Raw genomic sequence first — 22,476 nt, forward strand, 5'->3', positions numbered from 1 at the left:
TCTTGTCACTTCTCCGTCCTGGTGGTGGTCGCGCCGCCCTCGGGCGCGGGCAGCAGTTGCCGGCGTACGAAGAACCCGAGCATCCGCTGGAAGAAGGAGGCGTCCAGGGCCGGTGCGGGTGCCAGGGACGGCGTCCGCAGGACGTTGCCGCAGTCGATCGCGGGCATCCGCCGGTCGGGCACATCTCCGAGCATGGCCATCAGCGGTGCCAGGGCGTTGTCCTCGCCCTCCCGGTCCACCTGCTCGATGAGCGCCGCACGCCACTCCTCGAAGGGCACGCTGCGCACGGGATACCCGAACTCCCTGATCCTCTGGAAGATGTGGTTCCACTCGAGCGGCTGCGGGTCGATGGTGTGGAACGTCCGGTTCCGTGATTCCGGCCGCTGGGACAGTCCGACGACCAGCTTCGCCAGGTGGTCGACCGTGCCGACGGACAGTTCGTACGCGCGGAGCGGCGCAAGCCCCAGCTGGACGCATCCCTGGATGACTTTGGTGATGTAGTCCTCGCTGTTGGCGGCGCCGTTACGGCTGTCGCACAACACCCCGCCCGCGCGGTAGACGGACACCGGGATCCCGCGCTCCCGTGCAATTCCGACCAGGCCTTCGGCCACCCATTTGCTCTGGCTGTACGAGGTGTCGTGACCGACCGGTGGAGGCAGCGGATCGTCCTCGCGGAGGGTGTCCCGCTCGCCGGTCATCGCACCGGCGAGGACTGCCAGCGTGGAGATGTGATGCACGGGTTTGAGGCGGGACCGGGCAGCCAGCCGCAGAATCTCCTGGGTGCCGAGCACATTGGCCGACTTCAGGGCACGGTAGGGGCGTACGAAGTTGACCCATGCGCCGCAGTGGTAGATGGCGTCGACCTCTGTGGCCAGCTCGTCGAAGCTGTCCGGTGTCAGGCCGAGCAGCGGCTTGGCCAGGTCGCCGGTCACCACGCGCAGCCGGTTCCCGGGTACCGCCAGGCCGTACGAGTCCAGCGCGGAGAGGACCCGCTCCAGTCCCTCCGCCACGTCCGCGGCCCGTACCAGGCACAGGACCGTGGCGTCCGTACGTTCCAGCAGCTCGGCGCAGAGGAAAGCGCCGACGAAGCCGGTGGCGCCGGTGAGCAGCACGGCCCTCGGCGGTCCCTCGTGCGGAGCGGGCAGATCGCCCGCCCGGATGTCCTCGTCCAGCAGCACCTCGTCCTCGAGGACCGGGCCTGACGGCACAGCCGGGGCATCCGTGCCGCCCAGCGCCCGTTCGACCATGGCGGCCAGCGCCGCCACCGTCGGCGCGCGCAGCACGTCCCGGGCGGCGAGGCCGGTGACGCCCATGCGCCGCAGCTGGCGGGTCGCCTGCGTCACCATCAGCGAGTGCGCTCCCAGATCGAAGAAGTCGTCGTCGACTCCGATCCGGTCGACACCCAGCAAGCTGCACCAGATGTCGGCTACTTGGCGTTCCGTCGTGGTACGTGGAGCCATCTGCCCGTCGGCCCGGTCCCCGACCGCCTCGGGTGCCGCATCCTCGAAGTCCGGCTCCGGCTCGGTGTGCGGCCGGGTCCGCTGCGCCTCGACCCAGTACCGCTTGCCCTGGAACGGATAGGTGGGCAGCTGCACACGGCGCGGGGCGGCCTCGCCGTGGAAGGCGTTCCAGTCCACGGGGACCCCCTGCTGCCACAACTGGCCGACGGCGGTGACCAGGTGGGCCAGATCGGGCGTCGGGTCGCGCGGCAGCCCCATCGTGGAGACCGCGACCGGAGCCGGCGCCATTCGCTGGGCGGTGGCCAGCGACGTCAGCGCCTTGCCCGGGCCGACCTCCAGCAGCATCCGGCCGGGCCGGTCCAGAACGCTGCGCACCCCGTCGGCGAACCGCACCGGCCGGCGCAGATGCTGCGCCCAGTACGCGGCGGATGTGGCCTCCACCGGAGTGATCCAGGTGCCGGTGACGCTGGAGACGAAGGGTATCTCCGGCTTGGACAGCGCAAGTTGCTCGACCTTGCGGGTGAATTCTTCGAGATAGGGGTCGACCATCCACGAGTGGCTGGCCACCGGCACGCTCACCTTGCGGCAGTCGATGTCGCGAGCGCGCAGATCCGTGAGCAGCGCCGCGATGTCCTCGTCCGGCCCTGCGACCACCGTGAGATCGGGCGCGTTGACCGCCGAGACCGACACTCGGTCGGACAGCAGGGGCAGCAGCTCCTCCTCGGGCAGCTGCACGACGAGCATCCGGCCCGGCGGCATCTTCGCGAACAGCTCGCCCCGGGCGAGGGTGATGTCGAGCGCGCCCGGGAGTGTGAACACTCCGGCGAGGCAGGCAGCAACGTACTCGCCGAGGCTGTGCCCGATCATCGCTGCCGGGCGTACGCCCCAGGCCATCAGCTGACGGGCCAGCGCGTACTCGATGGTGAACAGCGCGGATACCACGCCGGCCCCCTGGCCGCGTCCCATAGTGGCGGCGCCACCGGCGAGTTCCTTGCCGCTCAGCGCGGTGAAGGCGGCGGGGAAGAGCAGCCTGCGCAGGTCGAACCCAAGCCTCGGCGCCAGCAGCTCGGCACACTGGTCCACCTCGGTACGGAACACCTTCTCCGAGCGGTAGATGTCCAGGCCCATGTCCGGGTGCTGCATGCCGCCGCCGGGGAAGGCGAAGACCGCCTCGTGCTTCCCGTCGGGCGCGGTTCTGGTGATCAGCCGGTCCGGCTCGTCGCCCCGCAGCGCGCGCACCGCGTCCGCCGTGTCCGTACAGACCGTGAACCTCCGCAGCCCGAAGCTCCGTCGGCCGTCCTGCAGCGTGAACGCCACGTCGGCCAGGGTCTGGGACGCATCCGCGCGGTCGAGGTGGGCAGCCAGCCGCTCGGTCGCGGCATCCACGGTGGTCCGGTCACGTCCGGAGACGGGCAGCAGCTGCCACTCGCGCGGCTGCGCCGGCGAGGGCTCGGTGGCTGTGGCCGGTGCCTGTTCGATGACGACGTGTGCGTTGGTGCCGCCCACTCCGAAGGAGCTCACCCCGGCCCGCCGCGGTCCGCTAGCCGGCTGCCAGTCGCGGGCGCTGTTCGGCACATAGAACGGCGTGCGTTTCAGCTGGAGTTCGGGGTTTGGCTGGGTGAAGTTCGCGGTGGGAGGGATCTGCGCGTGATGTACGGCGAGGGTGGCCCGCATGAGTCCGGCGGCGCCCGCCGCCGCGTCCAGATGCCCGATGTTGGCCTTGACCGAGCCCAGCGCGCACCGGCCCACGGCGTCGTCGGGCAGCTGGAACGCCTGCGTCAGTGCGGTGACCTCGATCGGGTCGCCCACTTGAGTGGCGGTACCGTGCGCCTCCAGATAGCCGATGGTGGACGGATCGACGTTGGCAATCGCCAGCGCCGAAGCGATCACCCGGGCCTGGCCGTCGACGCTGGGGGCAGCGAATCCCGCCTTCATCGAACCGTCGTTGTTGACCGCAGAACCGCGGATCACGGCGTAGATGTGGTCACGGTCGGCCAGCGCCTCGGACAGCCTGCGCAGCACGAGCACCACAGCGCCGTTGCCCGGCACCGCGCCGTCGGCCGTCGCGTCGAACGGGCGGCAGCGGCCGTCGCCGCTGAAGAGCCCGCTGTCCGCGACCGGATAGCCGGCCTTCAGCGGCACATTGACCGTCACTCCGCCGGCCAGCGCGACATCGCACTCGTAACTGAGCAGCGACTGGCAGGCCAGGTGGGTGGCGACCAGCGAGGTCGAGCAGGCTGTCTGCACCGTGTAGGCCGGGCCGGTCAGGTCGAGCAGATAGGCGATCCGGGTGGCAAGGAAGTCCTTGTCGTTGAACATCCGTGCCGCGGGGGCCATCGGTGAGCGCAGGAAGCGCGTATTGGTGTTCAGGTTCTGGGCCATGTACTTGTTCATGAACGAGCCTGCGAACACACCGACGGTGCCGTCGAAGCGTGCCGGGTCGTGACCGAAGTCCTCCATGGCCTCCCAGGCGGTCTCGCAGAACATGCGCTGCTGGGGGTCCATCGTCTCGGCCTCGCCCGCGTTGAAGCCGAAGAACGAGGCGTCGAAGTGGTCCGCGCCTTCCAGATGACCGGAGGCGGGGACATAGTCGGGATCGGCCAGCGTCTCCTCGTCGATGCCCGCGGCCGCCAGCTCCTCCCGGCCGAACCAGGTGATCGACTCCACCCCGTCGCGCATATTGCGCCAGAAGTCATCGACCGTCCTGGCCCCCGGTACTCGGCAGGCCAGGCCGACGATGGCCACCGGCTCAACGCCGTCCAGCTCCTCGCCGCCCGTCACGCCCCACTCCGTTCCGCTCGCCGCTTCGCCTGCCGGGCGAACGCGTCGGCCCGCCTGCCCGCCGCCTTGCGCACCCGGTCCAGTCCGTCGCCGCCCCCCGCCGCGCCTGCCGGACCCGCGCCCCCTGCCGCACCCGCTGTGTCGAAAGCGGCGACCAGAGCCCGCGCCGTGGGGTAGCGGAAGATGTCCACGAGGGACAGCCGATCGCCGAGCACGGGCTGCAACCGCGCCCTGGCCTGCACGGCGAGCAGCGAATTTCCGCCTGCCTCGAAGAAGTTGTCGTCCATGCCGATCCGGTCCGCGTGCAGCACCTCGGCCAGTGCCTCGGCCACGTGACGCTCCTTGTCGTTGTCCGGCGGCCGGTAGACGGCAGCCGGCCGGTTCTCCAGGGCGGGCAGCCTTCCGCGGTCCACTTTCCCGTTGGCCGTCATCGGCAGAGCGTCGACGAGGACGACGTCCGCGGGAACCATGTAGTCCGGCAGCGACTTGGCGCCGAACGCCTGCAGTGCGGGACCGGTCAGGGCGTCCGCCCCGTGCGGGACGGGCACGCAGTAGGCAACGAGGCGGCTGTGCCCGCCGTCCCCGCGCACCGCGACGACGACGCTTCGTACGTCGGGATGTGCGCCCAGCGTGTTCTCGATCTCGCCGAGCTCGATGCGGTGGCCGAGGACCTTGACCTGGTGGTCCAGCCGGCCGAGGAACTCCAGCTCGCCGTCGGCACGCCGACGCACCAGGTCGCCCGTGCGGTAGAGCCGCGCTCCCGGCTTCGCGGAGAAGGGGTCCGGCACGAAGCGTTCCGCGCTGAGCGCGGGCCGGTCGAGATAGCCACGCGCGACACCGGGGCCGCCGAGGAGCAGCTCCCCGGGGACGTTGGCGGCCGTCGGCCGCAGATAGGCGTCGACGACATACGCCCGTACGTTGGCCAGTGGCCGCCCGATGGTCACCGGCGTCACCGGCCGGGGACCGCCCACTGACGCCGTCGTCGCCCAGACCGTCGCCTCGGTGGGCCCGTACATGTTGTGCACCCTGCCGGGCAGTAGTGTTGCCAGCCGCTCGGCGAGCGGGGCGGGCAGTGCCTCGCCGCCGACCAGCAGCCGGTCCAGCCCGGCCAGGGCGGCGGCGGCCTCCTCGTCCTCGGCCAGCAGCCCCGCCACCGAGGGCGTGCACTGCAGATGGGTGACCCCGTGCCGTACGAGCTGTGCCGCAATGGGCTCGTCGGCCTGCGCGGTGCGACGCCGGGACTCGCTCAGCTCGCGTGTCGTCGCGAGATGTTCCAGGGAGGCGAGCACTCGCTCGTGCTCGACGCCGAAGTCGATGAGGCAGGCGACCTCGTCAACCTCGATCGACTTGAGCCGGTCGATCACATCGGCGCAGTGCTCCGGAGTGCCCAGCAGCCCCGACGTTTCGAAGAACCGGTCGAAGGCCTGCGCGACGAGGTGGTCGAGCTCGTCCTCGGGCAGCGTACGCAGATCGATCTCTCGCCCCATCGCCTGGCCGAGGCCGGTCAGCAGGTCGAAGGAGGACTTGATGTACGCGCACAGGGGCTCGCGCACGGTCTCGCGCACCTCGTCGGTGTCGGTCCCGACGAAGGTGTGGAGCATGACCGTCACCTGGCCGTTGCCCGGATGCCCGGCCTCGCGCCAGGCCTGCCGGTAGAGCTGGATCTTCTCCGCGAGCTGCTCGACGCTGTGCCCGAGCAGATGGGTCAGCAGCCCCGCGCCGCTCTCTCCGGCGAGCTGGAAGGTCTCCGGGCTGCGCGCGCTGGTGACCCACACCGGCAGTTCGTCCTGCAGGGGCGGCGGGAAGATGCGTACGTCCGTCTCGGCGTCGGCCCCGTTGCGACGGCGTACGGTCTCCCCTCGCCACAGCCGGCGCAGCTCGTCGAGGCCGCTCATCATGGCTTTCTTGCGGTCGGCGTAGGCGTCGGGCGCAAGTACGAAGTCGTCCGGCTGCCAGCCGGAGGCGACCGAGATGCCGACCCTTCCGTGGGAGATGTTGTCCACGACGGACCACTCCTCGGCTACCCGGAGCGGATCGTGCAGAGGCAGGACGACGCTGCCCGCCCGTACGGCCACGCGCTCGGTGATCGCCGCGATCGCGGACGCGGTGACCGACGGATTCGGGTACAGACCGCCGAACTCGTGGAAGTGCCGCTCGGGCGTCCATACGGCCGAGAACCCGTTCCGGTCGGCGAACTTGGCGCCCTCGGTCAGCAGCCGGTACGCATCGCCCGGCTCGCCTCCCCGGTCGCCGCCGAAGTAGAACAGGCTGAGGTCCACCGGCCGGGCCTGCACGGAGGAGGTGACGGTCATGCCGCCCGCCCCGGCGCTGTGCGCACTCGGTTCGTCGCCACGGATGACCACCCGGTAGCCGTGTGCCAACGTCCACAGCAGTTCCAGCACTGAGATGTCGAAGGACATGCTGGTGACGGCAAGCCAGGTGTTCGGGAAGTCCCCGCCGAGCACCTTGTCCATGCCGCCGAAGAACGTCTGGACATTGCGGTGCGAAATCATCACGCCCTTGGGCCTGCCGGTCGAGCCCGAGGTGTAGATCACATACGCCAGATGTTGCGGCGAGACGGTGCCGGCCGGGCTGGGCCCGGCAGGTGTCACGTCCCGCTCGGGCGCATCGAGCAGCAACAGCGAAGCGGGCAACCCTGCGATGCGACGGGCCAGGGACACTCGCGTCACGATCACCGGCGTGCGCGAATCCTCGGCCATGAACGCGATCCGGTCCGCCGGATAGCCGGGGTCGAGCGGCAGATACGCGCCGCCGGCCTTGAGGACGGCCAGCAGTGTGACGACCAGGTCGGGCGAGCGGTCCAGATAGACGCCGACGGGAACGTCCGCGGCGACGCCGTATGCGCGCAGCCGGGCGGCCAGCGCCTCGGCGCGCCGGTCCAGTTCGATGTATGTCAGCGCGTCCTGTGGCTGCTGGTCCGCACCCAGCAGCGCCGGGGCGTCCGGCGTCCGCGCGGCCTGCTCTGCAATCAGCTCGTGAACCAATATGTCCGGTACGGGCTCGGCGGGCGGGTTCCAGTCCACGAGGACGTGGCGGGTCTCGTCCGGTGACAGCACGGGCAGTTGACGCAGCGGGGTGTCCGGGGCGGCCACGGCGGCGGCGAGGACAGCGCTGAATTGATTGCCTATCGAGAGCGCCGTGTCCTTCTCGAAGAGGTCGGTGCTGTACTCGAGGCGGGCCGACAGCCGGTCGCCGACGCGGGTCAGGCTCAGGGTCAGGTCAAACTTCGCGGTCTCGGTATCGCCCGGCACCAGCCGTGCCTCGCAACCCGGCAGGACCAGGCCGTCCGCATCACCCTCGTGGTAGCTGAACATGAGCTGGAAGAGCGGGTTGTGGGCCGGGTCACGGCTGGGCTGAAGCTCCTCCACCAGCTTCTCGAAGGGCAGCTCCTGGTGCGCGACCGCGGACCGGCTCTCGTCCCGGGCGCGAGCCACCAGTTGCTGGAAGGTCGGCTCGCCGGAGACGTCAACGCGCTGCACCACGGTGTTGGTGAAGAAGCCGATGAGCGGCTGCAGGACGGCCTTGGTCCGTCCCGCCACGGGCGATCCGACGATCACCTCGTCGCCGCCGGCCCGGGAGTGCACCACGGCAGTGAACGCGGCCAGCAGCACCGCGAACGGCGTGGCGCCGCTGGAGCGGGCCAACTCGCCCACCCGCTCGGTGACATCGGGGCCGATGGCGAAGTCCAGATGGTCGCCCAGGTGGCTCTGCGTGGGAGGCCGCGGACGATCCGCGGGCAGCGTCGCGAGGGCCGGTGCCCCGGCCAGCCGCTCCCGCCAGTAACCCAGCATCTCCTCCAGCGGCTCCCCCGTGAGCCGGGCCATCTGGTCCTCGGCGAAGGCTGCGTACTGCCTCTCCACCGGTGCAAGCTCGGGCTCCCGACCGTCCATGAAAGCCCCGTACAGGGCGGACAGTTCGCTGCCAAGGACGCCGAGCGACCATCCGTCACAAGCGATGTGATGCAGGCTCAGGCAGAACCAGTGTTCGTCGGGCGCGAGCTGCAGCAGCAGGGCCCGTACGGGCACGTCCGAAGCCAGATCGAACGGCCGGCCGGCCTCCTGCCGGCACTCCTGCTCCGCCTCGGCCGCCGGGTCGGGCCGGGCGGACAGATCGCGGACCGGGATGGTCACGGGCTCCGCCGGCCGGACGAACTGGCGCGGCGTGCCGTCCACCGACCGGTAGACCGTACGCAGCACGTGATGTCGGCGGACCACCTGGCCGAGCGCGTGCTCCATGGCGGCGACGTCCAGCGGGCCGCTGATCCGGTAGATCAGGGGGACGACGTAGACGGCGCTGCCCGGGTCGAGCTGGTCGAGGAACCACAGGCGCTGCTGAGGGTAGGAGAGAGGGTAATGGCGCTCCGAGATACGCCGCTTGAGCCGCTCCGCGAGCCGGGCACGCCGGTCGTCGGCCGTGCCGCCGGAGAGAGCGCCGTCCGTCATCGTTCGACCTCGTTCTCAGCCATGTCACGCAAGAGTGCGTTCACCTCGTCGTCGGAGAGTTCGTCGATCCGGTCGAGCAGGTCCTCGTCGGCATCGGTCTCGCCGACAGTGCCGCGGGCCGTGGGCGGCGGGCGGTCGCCGTCGGCGGATGCGAGCGCGGCGTCCACTGCGGACGCGAGGCGCTCCACGGTCGGCGCGCCGAGGAAGTCACGCAGCGGCACGTCCACGACGAACAGTTCGTTGACCCTGCTCATCAGGCGCATCGCCAGCAGGGAGTTCCCGCCGAGAACAAAGAAGTCGTCCGCCACCCCGACTCCGGGGACGCCGAGCATTTCCGCGAGGAGCTCGGCCAGTGTCCGTTCGGTCGCGGTGCGCGGAGGCACATGGCCGTCGAGCGGCAGCCGGCTGTCGTCGACCGCAGGCAGCGCGGCCCGGTCGACCTTGCCGCTGGCAGTCAGGGGCATCGCCGCCACTTCGGCATACGCGGCGGGCAGCAGATACGCGGGCAACGTCCGGGCGAGGAAGTCCCGCAGCTCTTCCGGGGAAGGCGCCGACCGACCCGGCGCGCGCGCCACATAGGCGACCAGCCGCCGACCGGACGGGGCGTCGTCGTCGACGACGACCGCGGCCTGGCCGACGCCGGGGTGAGCGCTGAGCGCCGTCTCCACCTCCCCGGGCTCGATCCGGAATCCGCGGATCTTGACCTGGTTGTCGGCCCGGCCGAGGAATTCCACCGTTCCGTTCCGGTGGTAGCGCGCCACATCACCCGTGCGGTACATCCGCGCTCCGCCACCGGCGTACGGGTCGGGCAGGAACCGCTCGGCGGTGAGCCCGGGGCGGTTCGCGTAACCGCGGGCCACGCCCGGTCCGCCGATGTACAGCTCGCCCGGCACGCCGACCGGCACGGGCCGCAGGTGCGGATCGAGCACATGGGCCGTGGTGTTGGCGATCGGCCGGCCGATGGGCACCGAGGGCGCACCGTCCGGCAGCGCCTCGATCAGGTGGCACACCGCGAACGTCGTGGTCTCGGTGGGTCCGTAGCCGTTGAGCAGCCGCGCCGGCCGGTCGGCGGCGGAACCGTCCAGCAGCTGCCGTATCCGGCTCACATTCAGCACATCGCCGCCGACCAGCAGATTGGTCAACCCCCCGAAGGCGCCCGGGCTTTGAGTCATCACCTCCGTGAACAGCGCCGAGGTGAGGAACATGCTGGTCACACCGTGCTCGCTCAGCGCCGCCGCCAGCCCGCCGGGGGTGAGCAGCTGGTCCGCGTCGATGACGAACAGCGCACCGCCGTGCAGCAGCGCGCCCCACAACTCGAAGGTGAGCGCGTCGAAGGATGCGTCGGCAACCTGCGCGAATCGCTCGGCCGGCCCGAAGGAGACATAGTCGGTCCCGCACACCAGCCGCAGCACCGAACGGTGTTCGACCATCACGCCCTTGGGCCTGCCGGTGGAGCCGGAGGTGAACAGGATGTACGCGAGGCTGTCGGATGCGGCCTGCGCAGCCGGCGCGTGTGCCGGGGCGTTCGCCAGCTCCTCGGCCACCTCGTCCAGGACCAGCGTCCGCGCCGCCCCCGGGGCCAGCCGCCCCTTTAGACCCGCGCGCGTCACCACAAGCGGCGCGGCGACGTCGTCGAGCATCGCGGTGAGCCGCTCCGCCGGATATCCGGGGTCGAGCGGTACGTATCCGCCGCCGGCCTTGAGGACCGCCAGCAGCGCGATCACCATCTCGTCGCCGCGTTCGAGCAGTACGCCGACGGGCACGTCCCTGCCGACGCCGCGCGCCCGCAGCAGCTGGGCCAGGCGGTTGGCCCGCTCCTCCACCTGCGCGTAGGTGTAGGACTTCGCGCGGCTGACGAGCGCTGTCGCGTCCGGCCGGGCGGCTGCCTGCTCGGCGAAGAGCTCCGGGACAGTGCGCTCGTACGGGAACGGCGTCGCCGCTCCCCGCGCTCCCCGGAGAATGCCGGCCAGCTCGCCGTCGGTGAGCAGAGGAAGGTGCTCGTAGGAGAGTTCGGGGGAGTCGAGTGCCGCGTCGAGGACGGTCGTGTAGTGCTGGACCATCCGGCGCATGGTCTCGGGGTCGAAGAGGTCGGAGGCGTACTCCCAGATCAGGGTGATGGCCGCGTCGTCGTCACCGACTCCGCGCCCGGCGCGCTGCTCCGCACGCGGGATCACCACCACGTTGATGTCAGTCTTGGCGGAATCGTTGTGCAGCTCCAGCACGGAGCCGCGGATGCCCATGAAGTCCAGGTCCGGGATCTGTGAGTCGTGGAAGCTGAACATGACCTGGAACACAGGGTTGCGCGAGGGGTCGCGGGGCAGCGCCAGGGCGTCGACGAGCCGGTCCAGCGGCACGTCCTGCCATTCGTGTGCCCGTCCGACGGTGTCGTGGACGCGCCGGACCAGTGCGTCGAAGCCCGGCTGTCCGGACAGATCGATGCGCAACGGCACGGTGTTGACGACCATGCCCATCATCTGCTCGATCTCTGTGAGTCGCCGGTTGGCGACCCCGCTGCCGACGACCACATCGCACTGACGGCTGTAGCGCGACATCACCGCCGAGAACCCGGCGAGCATCGTGGAATAGAGGGTGGTGCCGCGGGAGCGGCTGTAGGCGCGCAGTTTGCGGCACAGTTCCCCGGGCAGGTCGATGCGCACCGAGGAGCCCTTGAAGCTCTGCGCGACCGGCCGCGGACGGTCCGTAGGAAGCTCCAACGCGGCGGGTATGCCGTCGAGTTCCTTGGTCCAGTGCGCCACGTACGCGTCCAGGACGTCACCTTGCAACCACTCCCGCTGCCACAGGGCGAAGTCGGAGTAGCCGATGGCCGGCTCGGGAAGCGGCGACGGCTTGCCGTGCGCCAGACTCGGGTACAGCTCCTGCAACTCACGCAGGAAGAGCGCGTACGACCAGCCGTCGTGCACAAGGTGATGTTCGACGTGTACGAGTGTGTGGTCGTCCTCGCCGTGCCGGATCAGCACCCAGCGGACCAGCGGCGGTGTGGTGAGATCGAAGGGGGCCTGCACGGTCTCCCTGATGATGTCGTCGGCGCGCTCCGTCCCCTCGCCGGCGGAGAGCCCGGCCAGGTCGTGCAGCGGCAGCAAGACCTGCGTCGTCGGCTGCGGGAACTGCATGGGCCGACCGTCGACCTCGCGGAACGCGGTACGGAACACATCGTGGCGGCGCACGATTTCGGTGAGGGTGGCGTGCAGTGCGTCGATGTCGAGCGGGCCGTGCAGCCGGATCGTGGCCTGCGCGTTGTAGGCGAGGTTGCCCGGCGCGAGCTTCTCCAGGAACCAGATGCGTTCCTGAGGGAAGGACACCGGAACCGGTGCGCCCCCGTCCCCACGCGCCCCGGCCCGGATCGGTGGCACGGTCAGCCCGGCGGCGGCCGAGTCGATCAGGAGGGCCATCGCCGCCACGGTGCGCGCTTCGAACACGCGGCGCAGGGGAAGCTCGCGGCCGAGCTCCGAGCGCACCCGGGCAGCCAGCCGCCCGGCCAGCAGTGAGTGGCCTCCGAGGGCGAAGAAGTCGTCGTCCGCGCCGACCGAGTCGAGGGACAGAAGGTCGGCCAGCATGGCGGCGAGCGCTCGTTCGGTGGGGGTGCGGGGCTCCGTACGGCCGGAGGATTTGCGGGATCCTCTGGCGGGCACGGGCAGTCGGTCCCGGTCGATCTTGCCGCTCGGTGTCAGAGGCATCTGCGCCAGAGGCACAACGACGGCCGGCACCATGTGCTCCGGGAGACGCTCGGCGAGATGGGCCCGCAGCCCCGCGGCGTCGAGGCCGACGCCCGTCGCGTAGGCGACGAGCCGCGGCCCGGCCCCGTCGTCGCGCGGGATCACCACGGCATCGGTGACCTGCGCGTGCTCGGCCAGCTGCCGGGCAATCTCGTCCGGCTCGATGCGGAAGCCGCGGATCTTGACCTGGTGATCCAAGCGGCCGAGGAACTCCAGGCTGCCATTCTCCCGCTCGACCACGCGGTCACCCGTGCGGTACAGCCGTGCACCGGTCTCGGCAGAGCCGGGGTCGGGGATGAACCGCTCCGCGGTCAGGCCCGGCCGGCCGAGGTAACCACGCGCCACTCCCGCCCCGCCGATGAGCAACTCGCCGGGCGTGCCCGCGGGCACCGGCCGCAGCGACTCATCGACGACCAGGGTGCGGGCGCCGCGGATGGCCGTGCCGATGGAAGGCTTGCCGCCGTCGGCAGTCAGCTCGGCGACCGTGGCCCACACGGTGGCCTCGGTGGGCCCGTACGCGTTGAACATGCGGCGTCCGGGCAGCCACTGCTCGACGAGGTGCTCCGGAAGCGCCTCGCCGGCGCACACCAGCACCGCCAGGTCGGGCAGCGGGGTCTCCGGCAGCGTGGCCAGCACCGAGGGCGGCAGCGTGAGATGGGTGATGCGACGGTCGCGCAGAAAGTCCGCGAGGCCGGGACCGGGCGCGATGTCGTCGCGCGGCGCCAGCACCAGGGTGGCGCCCGCGTACAGCGCCATCGTCATCTCGAATACCGAGGCGTCGAAGCTGGTCGGCGCGAACTGCAGCACCCGGCCGTCCGGTTCGACGCCGAAGGTGTCGATCTGCGCGCGGGCCAGATTGGCCAGCCCCCGATGGGTGAGTGCGACGCCTTTGGGACGGCCGGTGGACCCCGAGGTGTAGATCACGTAGGCGAGTTGGCCGGGCGTCGGGAGCGGCCACGGCTCCCCGGCGGCGGGCGTCGTCGGCACAGCGGGACCCGCGTCGGGGCTGATGATCTCCAGACCGTCGTACGCCGGGTCACGAGCGGTGTCGGGATCGGCGACGAGCAGGGAGAGCCCGGAGTCGGCGATCATGTAGCGGAGCCGGTCTGCCGGGTAGGCGGGGTCGAGAGGGAGCCAGGCCGCACCGGCGCGCAGGATGCCGAGCACCGCCGGCGGTAGGTGGAGCGACGGGCTCGCCGCGATCCCGACCACACTGTCCCGGCCGACGCCTCTGCGGATGAGCTCCGCAGCCAGCCGGGCCGATCTGTCGTCCAATTCACGGTACGACAGCCGCTGGTCACCGAACTCGACCGCGATCGCCTCCGGCGTCGCCGCGACGTTCTGGTCGAATATCTCACTGAACAGTGGTGTCGTCTCAGGCATTTCTTTGGGCTCCCCGATTGCACTCGACCTGCGGTGACTGACTAAGCCTTTCTGGCGTATCCCGCACAAGATCGCTCAGTGCGACGGAGTGAAGCTCCACCGCGCAGTTTCTGCTGATTCGATGACAAGTCGCGAGGTCTCGCCGAATCGGAATTCCCTGGGGATCGAGGATTCGTATACCTCGGGGTCCAGGCCGATCTCGATTTCCGTTACGCGTTCCAGCTGGTCGCCGGTCTCCAGCCGGACGGTGAGGCCGGGACCACAAAGTTCATGTACTCCGGGAGCAGTTTCGGCCCCGGTGTAGCCGAAGACCGCGAGCGCGTCGGCGAGGCGCCGGCCGCGCTCCGCGGCAACCGAGATCGTCACGCCGGTGACGTCCCTCATCAGCCGGTTTCCCCCCGCCGGAGCCCCGAGCGCCGCGTCCAGATAGTGCTTCCGGGGCAGCGTCCCGTCCGGTGCCGGCTGGGCGCCGAGGGACTGGAAGTACTCGGGCGTCACCTCGTTGAGGAAGAGCAGCAGCGGGCTGGCCTCACCCAGGTCGACGCTGATCAGGTGGTACCAGGGCTGCTGCTCGTCCGTGCCTTCCACCGAGCGACGTACCAGGTCATGGTGGTACTTGACCTCGCCGGAGGCGTCCAGCAAGGCGCGGGCGCGCTGCGCGGAGCCCGGCTCCTCGAACGAGAACACCAGGCCGCCCGTGAGAGGCGACGCGCTGGGCAGATCACTGCCGAACAGCTCGATCAAAGTGTTCTCACCGGCCACTCCGAGTGTGGAGTACTGCCCGGCGACCGAGCTTTCCGCCTCCTTGCGCTTGATCCTCCCGAAGCGCTGTGTCAGGAATCCACTCGCCGACACATCGCGATGCGCGGCCCCGTCGAGCAGCACCATGACGTGGTCGAGGCGAGGCACCGGCCTCCAGTTCGCTGCAGATCCACTCGTCAAGCGTCTGCTCCGATCCCGTCCGAATTGGCGGTCCGACGAATAGTCAATGCGCATCGCATTAACGCGGTTGCTCTCGCGGACTCCGGAGCCAGGAGTCTTGCATCCGCTGCCCCTGTAAGGCACCGGGGGAATCCCTGGGCACCCTGGGGGAGCCCCTGGGTTGCCCCCTGTACCCGCCAGAACTGCCTTGACACTCCCTCTGTCACACGACAACTATTGGCGTCTGAACAATTTGATCAACGCGAGATCGCGGTAGCCGTAAATCGGACGCCATTGCGATGCCGCCGACTGGACGCCCGACGAGTCGAATTGACTTAGGAGTGTCGTGCACATCGAAATTCTTGGCACCGTCTCCGTCACAGTGGGCGGTCATGAACGCGAAATCCGCGCGAACAAGGTACGCGCCATGTTCGCCACCCTGGCGCTGGAACCCGGACGGGCGATCTCCCATCTTGAACTCGCCGACGAGCTGTGGTCCGGCCAGCCTCTCGGCAATGTGCACAACGCACTCCAGGCGCATGCCGCGCGCTTGCGGAAAATCCTTGACGGCCCTTCTCAGGGACGCGCGGACGGGACCGTGCTGCGCGCCGTGCACAACGGCTACGTACTGGACATCCCGCGCGAGTCCGTGGACGGCAACCGATTCCTCGACCTCGCGGCGCGGGGCTCGGCGGCCTTGCGCCGTGACCCCTGCCGGGCGCTCGAACTCCTCGAGTCGGGGCTGCGGTTGTGGCGCGGACCGGCCCTGCTGGACGCCGGAGACGGCCTGCGGTGCAGGGCGGCGGCCGCCCTGTTCGACGAGCGCCGGCTGACCATGTGGGAAGACCTCGTCACCGCCAGACTTGCCGTCGGCGATGTCCGCCAGGCAGCCGCCGAACTGCGCCCACTCGTCGCCCAGCACCCCCTGAACGAGCACTTCTGCGCGCAGCTGATGATGGCCCTGTACCGCTCGGGACGACAGGGCGAGGCGCTGACCCTGTACCACCGCACCCGTCATCGACTGGATGAGGAACTGGGTGTACAGCCGGGCCTGCCTCTGCAGCAGCGCTACGCCGAGATCCTGGCCCAGGACCCCGCGCTCACGCTGACCGGGGTCAGCCGGCCGTCAGCCATCGGTCAGATCGCATGAACACGGTGAGCATGCCGGGCATGCGCACCGTGCTGAACATGCCGAGTCGTGAGCAACTTTCTTCACCAGGATCTCGGGGGCACACGATCGTGGTCATACGCCACCTCGGCCGACCGGTGCCGGCCGTTCCTCGGCACATGGGCGACATCCGATGACCCGGGCCGCTGTACTCACCGGCATCGGCGGCTGCCTGCCGCCCCGCGCGGTGTCCAACGAGGAGATCGCCGCGGTGTCCGGTGGCTCCGACGAGTGGATACGGTCCCGGACCGGCATCCGCCAGCGGTACTTCGCCGCGCCCGGAACGGCCACCTCGGACCTCGCGGTCGGGGCCGGCGAGCAGGCGCTCAAGTCCTCGGGCGACCCATACGTGGACACCGTCGTCGTGGCGACGTCCACGCCCGACCGGCCCTGTCCGGCGACCGCGCCCACTGTGGCGACGCGGCTCGCGCTGTCCGGCGTGGCAGCGTTCGACATTTCCGCCGTGTGCACGGGATTCATCTACGGTCTCGCCAACGCCGCCGGGCTGATCGCGTCCGGTTCCTCCACCCGCGCCCTGGTCATCGGGGCGGACACGTTTTCCAGCATTCTCGACCCGACGGACAGGACGACTTCGGCGATCTTCGGTGACGGCGCGGGCGCGGTGGTGCTGCGCGCGGGGGAGCCCGACGAACCGGGCGCCATCGGCCCGTTCGACCTCGGCAGCGACGGGGAGGGCCGCGATCTCATCACCGTGCGTGCCGACGGCTCGGAGCAGCGCCTGACCGGGCTCCCCGCCGAGGCCGCGGACCGCTACTTCGCGATGGCCGGCAAGGAGGTCTTCCGGCACGCGGTACAGCGCATGGCGAAATCCTCGACCACGGCGCTCGACCGGGCCGGCTGGCGCCGTACCGACGTCGACTGGCTGGTCGCCCACCAGGCCAACGCGAGGATCCTCAACCGGCTCGCCGACGAACTCGACATCCCGCGCGAGCGCGCCGTCAGCAACATAGCCGAGGTCGGCAACACCGCGGCCGCGTCCATCCCGCTGGCCCTCCACCACGCGCATACCACCGGGATGCTGCGCCCCGGTGACCAGATCCTGCTCACCGCCTTCGGCGGCGGTCTCACCTGGGGCTCGTCCGTACTGACGTGGCCGGAGACCGGCCTGTCGTGACACCGGCCCGGCGTGACACCAGGGGCGGTGCCACCGCCCTGGCCCGTGCGCACCACCACAGGACAGCACCACCGGAGAAAGGGAATCCGTGATGACAGCCATGTACGACACCCTCGCCGACATTCTGGTCAACCGTTTCCAGGTCGAGCGATCGGAGATCAAACCGGACGTGACTTTCGAGGACCTGGAGATGGACTCGCTCTTCCTCGTGGAGCTGCTGCTGGTGGTGGAGAAGGAACTGGGCGTAAAGATCAGCGACGACGCCGCGTCGCCCCGCGACACCATCGGGCGGGCGGCCGAGGTGATCGAGGAGCAGGCGGCCGCGGCGAAGTCGTCATGACCGTTGCTCCCGTCGCCGTCACGGGGCTCGGCCTGGTCACCGCCGCGGGCATCGGCACCGAAGCGAGCTGGCGAGGCGTGTGCGAAGCCCTGCCGACGGCCAAACGCGATCCCGCCCTCGAAGGCCTGCCGGTCGATATCTCGTACACGGTCCCGGGGTTCAGTGCGGCCAAGCTCGTCGGGCGCCGCAGTACCCTCGTGCACGACAGGTTCGTCCAACTGGCCATCGTTGCCGCGCGTGAGGCCGTTGCCGACTCCGGACTCGACCCCAAGACGTGGGACGGCGCGCGCGTCGGCGTCGTCATGGGCTGCGGGCTCGGCGGCGTCTCGACCTGGGAGCAGCAGCACCGGACCCTGCTCTCCGAAGGGCCGGGCTCGGTCTCCGCGCTGCTGATCCCCCTGCTGGTGCCGAACATGGTCGCGGGTCATCTCGCTATGGAGTTCGGCGCCCGCGGACCCAATTTCGTCACCGCGACGGCCTGCGCCTCGGGCGCGACCGCGATCGGAGTCGCGACACAGCTGCTGCACGACGACCGCTGCGATGTGGTGATCACGGGCGGCAGCGAAGCGGGTGTGAGTCCGCTGATTGTCACCGGGTTCGCGCAGATGGGGGCTCTGTCCCGACGGCTGGACGAACCGGCCGCCGCGTCCCGCCCGTTCGACGTGGATCGTGACGGCTTCGTCATCGGCGAAGGAAGCGGCGTACTGATCCTGGAACGGGAGACGGACGCACGGGCCCGTGGGGCGCGCGTCCGCGGCAGGATCGCGGGGTACGGAGCCTCCGCCGACGCCCACCACATGACGGCCCCGGACCCGCAGGGCGCCGGCGCCCGACAGGCCTTGGAGGCGGCGCTGGCCTCGGCCGACGTGTCCCCGGGCGACGTCGACCACGTCAACGCGCACGGCACCTCGACGCCGCTGAACGACGCGGCCGAGTCCAAAGTTCTGCAGCAGGTGCTGGGCACGCGTGCGACGGTGACGTCCGCCAAGGGCGCGGTCGGTCACTCCCTCGGTGCAGCGGGCGCGATCGAGGCGGCGCTGACCGTGCTCACCCTGGAGAACGAGACCGTGCCACCGACGGCGAACCTGGAGAACCTGGACCCGGAAATCGAGCTGGACATCGTCGCGAAGGGCCCCCGAGCCCAGCACATCGATGTGGCAGTGAGCAACTCGTTCGGCTTCGGCGGCCAGAACGCGGTCCTGGTCTTCACCTCGGCATAAAAGCTCCTTCACCCAAACCCGACGACCCGTCAACGGAGGTCGGCCCGTGGCCGAATCGCTCAGCAACGGTCCCTTCGACATCATCGTCGTGGGCGCCGGTTCAGCCGGTTGCGTCGTAGCGCGACGGCTGATGGACCAGGGCGCGAACGTCCTGCTTCTGGAAGCCGGTGGCCAGGCCACCAACCCGGCCATCGACGACCCGCTGCGGTTCGGTGAACTGTGGTTCAGCGAGCAGGACTGGGCGTACCGCACCACGCCGCAGGAGCACGCGGCCGGCCGCAGACTGCACTGGCCGCGCGGCCGGGTACTGGGCGGGTCGAGTGCGCTCAACGCGTTGATCTACGCCCGGGGCGCGGCGCTGGACTACGACCACTGGGCCTATCTCGGCAATGACGGCTGGTCCTGGCGGGACGTGTTGCCGGTCTTCCGGACCATCGAGGACTACGACACCGGGGCGGACGAACTGCACGGCTCGGGCGGGCCGCTGCCGGTGCTCACCAAGTACCACGCCGATCCGATCCACGACGCGCTGATCCAGGCGGCGTCGGAGACCGGTATCCCCTGTCAGCCGGACTACAACTCAGGTAGCCCTGAGGGGATTTCGAAGGTCCAGTTCACCATTGCCGACGGCCGCCGGTGCAGCGCGGCCGCGGCTTATCTCGACCCCGTCGCCCACCTGCCCGGCCTTACCGTGGTTACCGGGGCCCGCGTGCGGCGCGTACTCCTCGAAGGCAGCCGATGTGTCGGCGTGGAGTGGCTGCGGGAGGGGATCGTCGAGAAGGCCACCGCCCGCGCGGAGGTGGTGATCAGCGCAGGCGCGATCGAGTCGCCCCGGCTGCTGATGCTGTCCGGCATCGGCGCCGCCGCCCAGCTGCGCTCCGTGGGAATCGATGTGGTCGCCCATCTTCCGGGCGTCGGACGCAACCTGCACGACCATGTCCTGGCACCCGTCATCTTCAGCACCGAGCGCCCCGTCGGCCGACCTTCGCCGGACCTCGGCCCCGCCCAGACGCATCTGTTCTGGCGCAGTCGGCCGGGACTGCCAGTGCCGGACCTCCAGCCGCTGCACTTCCCGGTCCCCATGTACCAGCCGGGGATGACAGGGCCTCCCAGTGGCTTCACCCTGCAGGCCGGGATCGTCCGGCCCACTTCCCGGGGGTCGATCCGGCTGACCGGCGCGCAACCGGAGGACGAGCTGCTCATCGACCCCGGCACACTGCGTACGGGAGCGGACGTGGACAGCCTGGTGGCCGCCACGGTGTTGTGCCGGGACATCGGACGCTCGTCGGTCCTGCGTGAGGAGTGGGGCGCCCGTGAGCTGTACCCGGGCCCCGACGTGGGCGAAGTCGTCGGCGACCCGGAACTGCGCGAATATCTGCGGCGCACGGTGACGACCTATCACCACCAGTCAGGCACCTGCAAGATGGGCGTGGACGCCGATGCCGTCGTCGATCCGCGGCTGCGGGTGTACGGCATCGACGGACTGCGGGTCGCCGACGCCTCCGTGTTCCCGGCGATCACGACGGGCAACGTCCATGCGCCTGCGCTGATGGTCGGGGAGCAGGTCTCCCGGTTCATCGCAGCCGACCACGGGACGGCCTGGGCCGCCCACGCCGCCTAAAGCGTGTTGCAGAAGGCTGTGGTCTGGGCATTTCCCTCAGCACGGGGACGGCCTTCACCACGCGGTCCAGGCCGTCGCCCACATGCACAACCTCGCCCTCGCCACATGACCAGAACCGCCCCCGCTCCGGCGTCGGCCCGCCCGCACCCAGCCTTCCGCAACGCGCCTTAGGCCGGAGCCGCCCCGAGCTTGCGGGGCGCGTGCCGCTCCACGAACTCTTCGAGCTCCGGCACCGTCAGATCCATGGGCGGTACGACGACGAGCCGATCCACTCCGAGTTCGGCGTACCTGCTCACCGTGGCGACGTCCAGCGGCCGGGCCGGGGCCACGGAGATCTTGAGCGGTCTGTCCTGCCGTCCGGCGCGGTCGGAGAGCTCCTTGAGCGTGCGCACCTGTTCCGCGGTGGAGCGTACGCCGACGAGATAGCCGAACCACTCGTCGCCGTGGGCGACCGCGCGCCGATGTGCCGCGGCACTGTGTCCGCCGATCGCCAGCGGCACCCGGCGCTGCAGGGGCCGCGGGCGGGCGTCGACGCACTCGAAGTCGGCATGCGAGCCGTGAAAGACGGGCTTGTCCATGTACCACAGCGCGTTGATGGCCTGGAGGTACTCATCCGCCCGTGCGCCGCGGCCGGCCATAGGGACGCCCACCGCGCTCATTTCGGGCTCCAGATAGCCGACGGCGGCCCCGAAGATCAGGCGGCCCGCGCTGATCACGTCCAGGCTGGCCAGCTGCTTGGCCAGTACCACGGGGTTGCGCTGCGGAAGGACGACGCAGCCGGTGCCCAGCCTGATCCGCTCCGTGTGGGCCGCCAGATGCGTCAGGGCCACCACGGGATCGAGCAGTGGGGTGTCCGGGTCCAGCGGCGACTCCTCGGTACGAGGGCGGGGCAGGACGACATGGTCGGCCGCCCACAGCGAGTCGTAGCCGAGCCGTTCGGCCTGCTGGGCGATGCGGGCCGAGACCGCCGGATCCGCCGCGGCGTTCATATTCATCCCGAACAGGCCGACGGTGGGGGTGGTTGATGCCATGACGGTCATGCTAACCATGCCCGACGATCGTTGCCGTTCCAGCCGTTGGGCCGCTCTGCCGTGCGAGGAACGTTTCGACCACCGTGCGAAAACGGACGGGTTCCTCGAGATGCGGCATGTGGCTCGACTCCTCGAAGAGGACCCACTCGGCCTGGGGCACGCCGCGTTGGATCTCCTCGACGGCGCGGGGCGTCACTTCGTCGTGCCGTCCGGATACGAGCAGCACGGGAACCTGCACCCGGTCGAGTCGGTCGCGGATGTCCCAGCTCCGCAGTGTTCCGGTCATGGTGAATTCACTGGGCCCCATCATGGCTTCGTACACCGTGGGATTGGTTCCCACGTACTCAAGGGTGCGACGGAGTTCACCGGGCACGGGACGGGCGCGGCACACATGACGTCCGTAGAAGGCTCGTACCGCCGCCTGATACTCCGGCGAGCCGGTGGTTCCCGCCGCCTCGTGGCGCTCGATCGGCTCCCGTACGTCCGGGGGAAGTTCACTCAGTAGCCGGGCGACTTCCTCGCGGTAGGTCCACGACGACGCGAATCCGTCGGCGACGACGATCGACCTCAGCCCCGGCGGCCGCCGGACGGCCAGCTCAAGCGCCAGCATCCCACCCCATGAGTGTCCCAGTACGTGAAAGTCGTCTGCAATGCCCAAGTGACCGATCAGTAGCTGAAGTTCGTCCACGAACAACTCGGGCGTCCAGAACTGGGCAGGGGCGTCCCCGTGGTGCTCGGAGCGCCCGTTGCCGACCTGGTCGTACAGCACGCAGGTCCGCCCCGTGCTCACAAGCTCGGCGACCGAGGTGAGGTAGTCGTGGGTCAGCCCCGGGCCGCCGTGGCAGATCACCAGCGGAGCCTGCTCGGAACCCCGGCCGGAGCCACGGTCGGGCAAACTCACCACGCGGTACCACGTCTTGTGCCCCTGCCACTCCACCATGCCCTCGGTCACGGTTGCGCCGTCCAGTGCCGTCAAGGCTGCCTCCACGTCCTCGGATACTCCGGGCCCCGCACCATCGGCGAGTGGGCATACGTGGCGCATCGTCGCCGCGCCTACTGACAGCTCGCTGACGCCCGGCTGACCGCTCGGCCGGACCGGGGCGGGAGCCCGGCGCGGTCAGCAATCGGTCAGCCACCGGTCAGCCCGCAGGGCCAGGCTGATCCGTGACCGGTGACAGGCAGCCCTCGCGCGCCGGGTCACGCGACCACAGTGCGATGC

11 protein-coding genes are annotated in these 22,476 nt (G+C 70.1%); 5 read left to right on the plus strand and 6 right to left on the minus strand.

The features are described from left to right. Positions 1–5: 5 nt before the first annotated feature. From ACFYXH_RS33880 to ACFYXH_RS33895, 4 genes are all read right to left on the minus strand, one after another. On the minus strand, positions 6–4,241 hold the full coding sequence (locus ACFYXH_RS33880) for a type I polyketide synthase (protein WP_389571264.1): 4,236 nt from the start codon (positions 4,239–4,241) through the stop codon (positions 6–8). Continuing rightward, complete coding sequence (locus ACFYXH_RS33885) at positions 4,238–8,704, minus strand: MupA/Atu3671 family FMN-dependent luciferase-like monooxygenase (protein ID WP_389571267.1); 4,467 nt, start codon at positions 8,702–8,704, stop codon at positions 4,238–4,240. Before ACFYXH_RS33885 ends, ACFYXH_RS33880 begins: the two co-directional genes overlap by 4 nt. After that, positions 8,701–13,821, minus strand: a complete 5,121-nt coding sequence (locus ACFYXH_RS33890; RefSeq protein ID WP_389571270.1) for an amino acid adenylation domain-containing protein — start codon at positions 13,819–13,821, stop codon at positions 8,701–8,703. The genes ACFYXH_RS33885 and ACFYXH_RS33890 overlap by 4 nt, the downstream gene beginning before the upstream one ends. 75 nt (positions 13,822–13,896) lie before the next feature. Then, positions 13,897–14,730 (minus strand): DUF5829 family protein, encoded by an 834-nt coding sequence (locus ACFYXH_RS33895; protein ID WP_389571274.1) that lies wholly within the window; start codon positions 14,728–14,730, stop codon positions 13,897–13,899. Positions 14,731–15,088: 358 nt separating this feature from the next. Here ACFYXH_RS33895 and ACFYXH_RS33900 point away from each other — a divergent pair, with 358 nt between their 5' ends. The 5 genes from ACFYXH_RS33900 (at position 15,089) to ACFYXH_RS33920 (ending at position 20,226) form a co-directional block, all read left to right on the plus strand. Continuing rightward, entirely contained in the window at positions 15,089–15,892 is an 804-nt protein-coding gene (locus ACFYXH_RS33900; protein ID WP_389571277.1) for a BTAD domain-containing putative transcriptional regulator, read from the plus strand. Positions 15,893–16,043: 151 nt separating this feature from the next. Further along, positions 16,044–17,045, plus strand: coding sequence for a beta-ketoacyl-ACP synthase III (locus ACFYXH_RS33905; protein ID WP_389571280.1), 1,002 nt, complete (start codon positions 16,044–16,046; stop codon positions 17,043–17,045). Positions 17,046–17,136: 91 nt separating this feature from the next. Then, positions 17,137–17,385, plus strand: coding sequence for a phosphopantetheine-binding protein (locus ACFYXH_RS33910; protein WP_389571284.1), 249 nt, complete (start codon positions 17,137–17,139; stop codon positions 17,383–17,385). After that, complete coding sequence (locus ACFYXH_RS33915) at positions 17,382–18,605, plus strand: beta-ketoacyl-[acyl-carrier-protein] synthase family protein (RefSeq protein WP_389571288.1); 1,224 nt, start codon at positions 17,382–17,384, stop codon at positions 18,603–18,605. Before ACFYXH_RS33910 ends, ACFYXH_RS33915 begins: the two co-directional genes overlap by 4 nt. Positions 18,606–18,651: 46 nt before the next feature. Continuing rightward, positions 18,652–20,226: a GMC family oxidoreductase gene (locus ACFYXH_RS33920; protein WP_389571291.1), complete on the plus strand. Its 1,575-nt coding sequence runs from the start codon at positions 18,652–18,654 to the stop codon at positions 20,224–20,226. 167 nt (positions 20,227–20,393) lie between these two features. Here the strand turns inward: ACFYXH_RS33920 and ACFYXH_RS33925 are convergent, their stop codons facing one another. After that, the gene (locus tag ACFYXH_RS33925; protein WP_389571294.1) at positions 20,394–21,257 is read right to left on the minus strand and encodes a TIGR03619 family F420-dependent LLM class oxidoreductase; all 864 of its coding nucleotides are present in this window, start codon (positions 21,255–21,257) and stop codon (positions 20,394–20,396) included. A gap of 10 nt (positions 21,258–21,267) precedes the next feature. Next, complete coding sequence (locus tag ACFYXH_RS33930; protein WP_389571297.1) at positions 21,268–22,233, minus strand: proline iminopeptidase-family hydrolase; 966 nt, start codon at positions 22,231–22,233, stop codon at positions 21,268–21,270. Positions 22,234–22,476 lie beyond the last annotated feature (243 nt).

The organism is Streptomyces sp. NPDC002730 (assembly GCF_042888805.1).
Classification (GTDB): Bacteria; Actinomycetota; Actinomycetes; order Streptomycetales; family Streptomycetaceae; genus Streptomyces.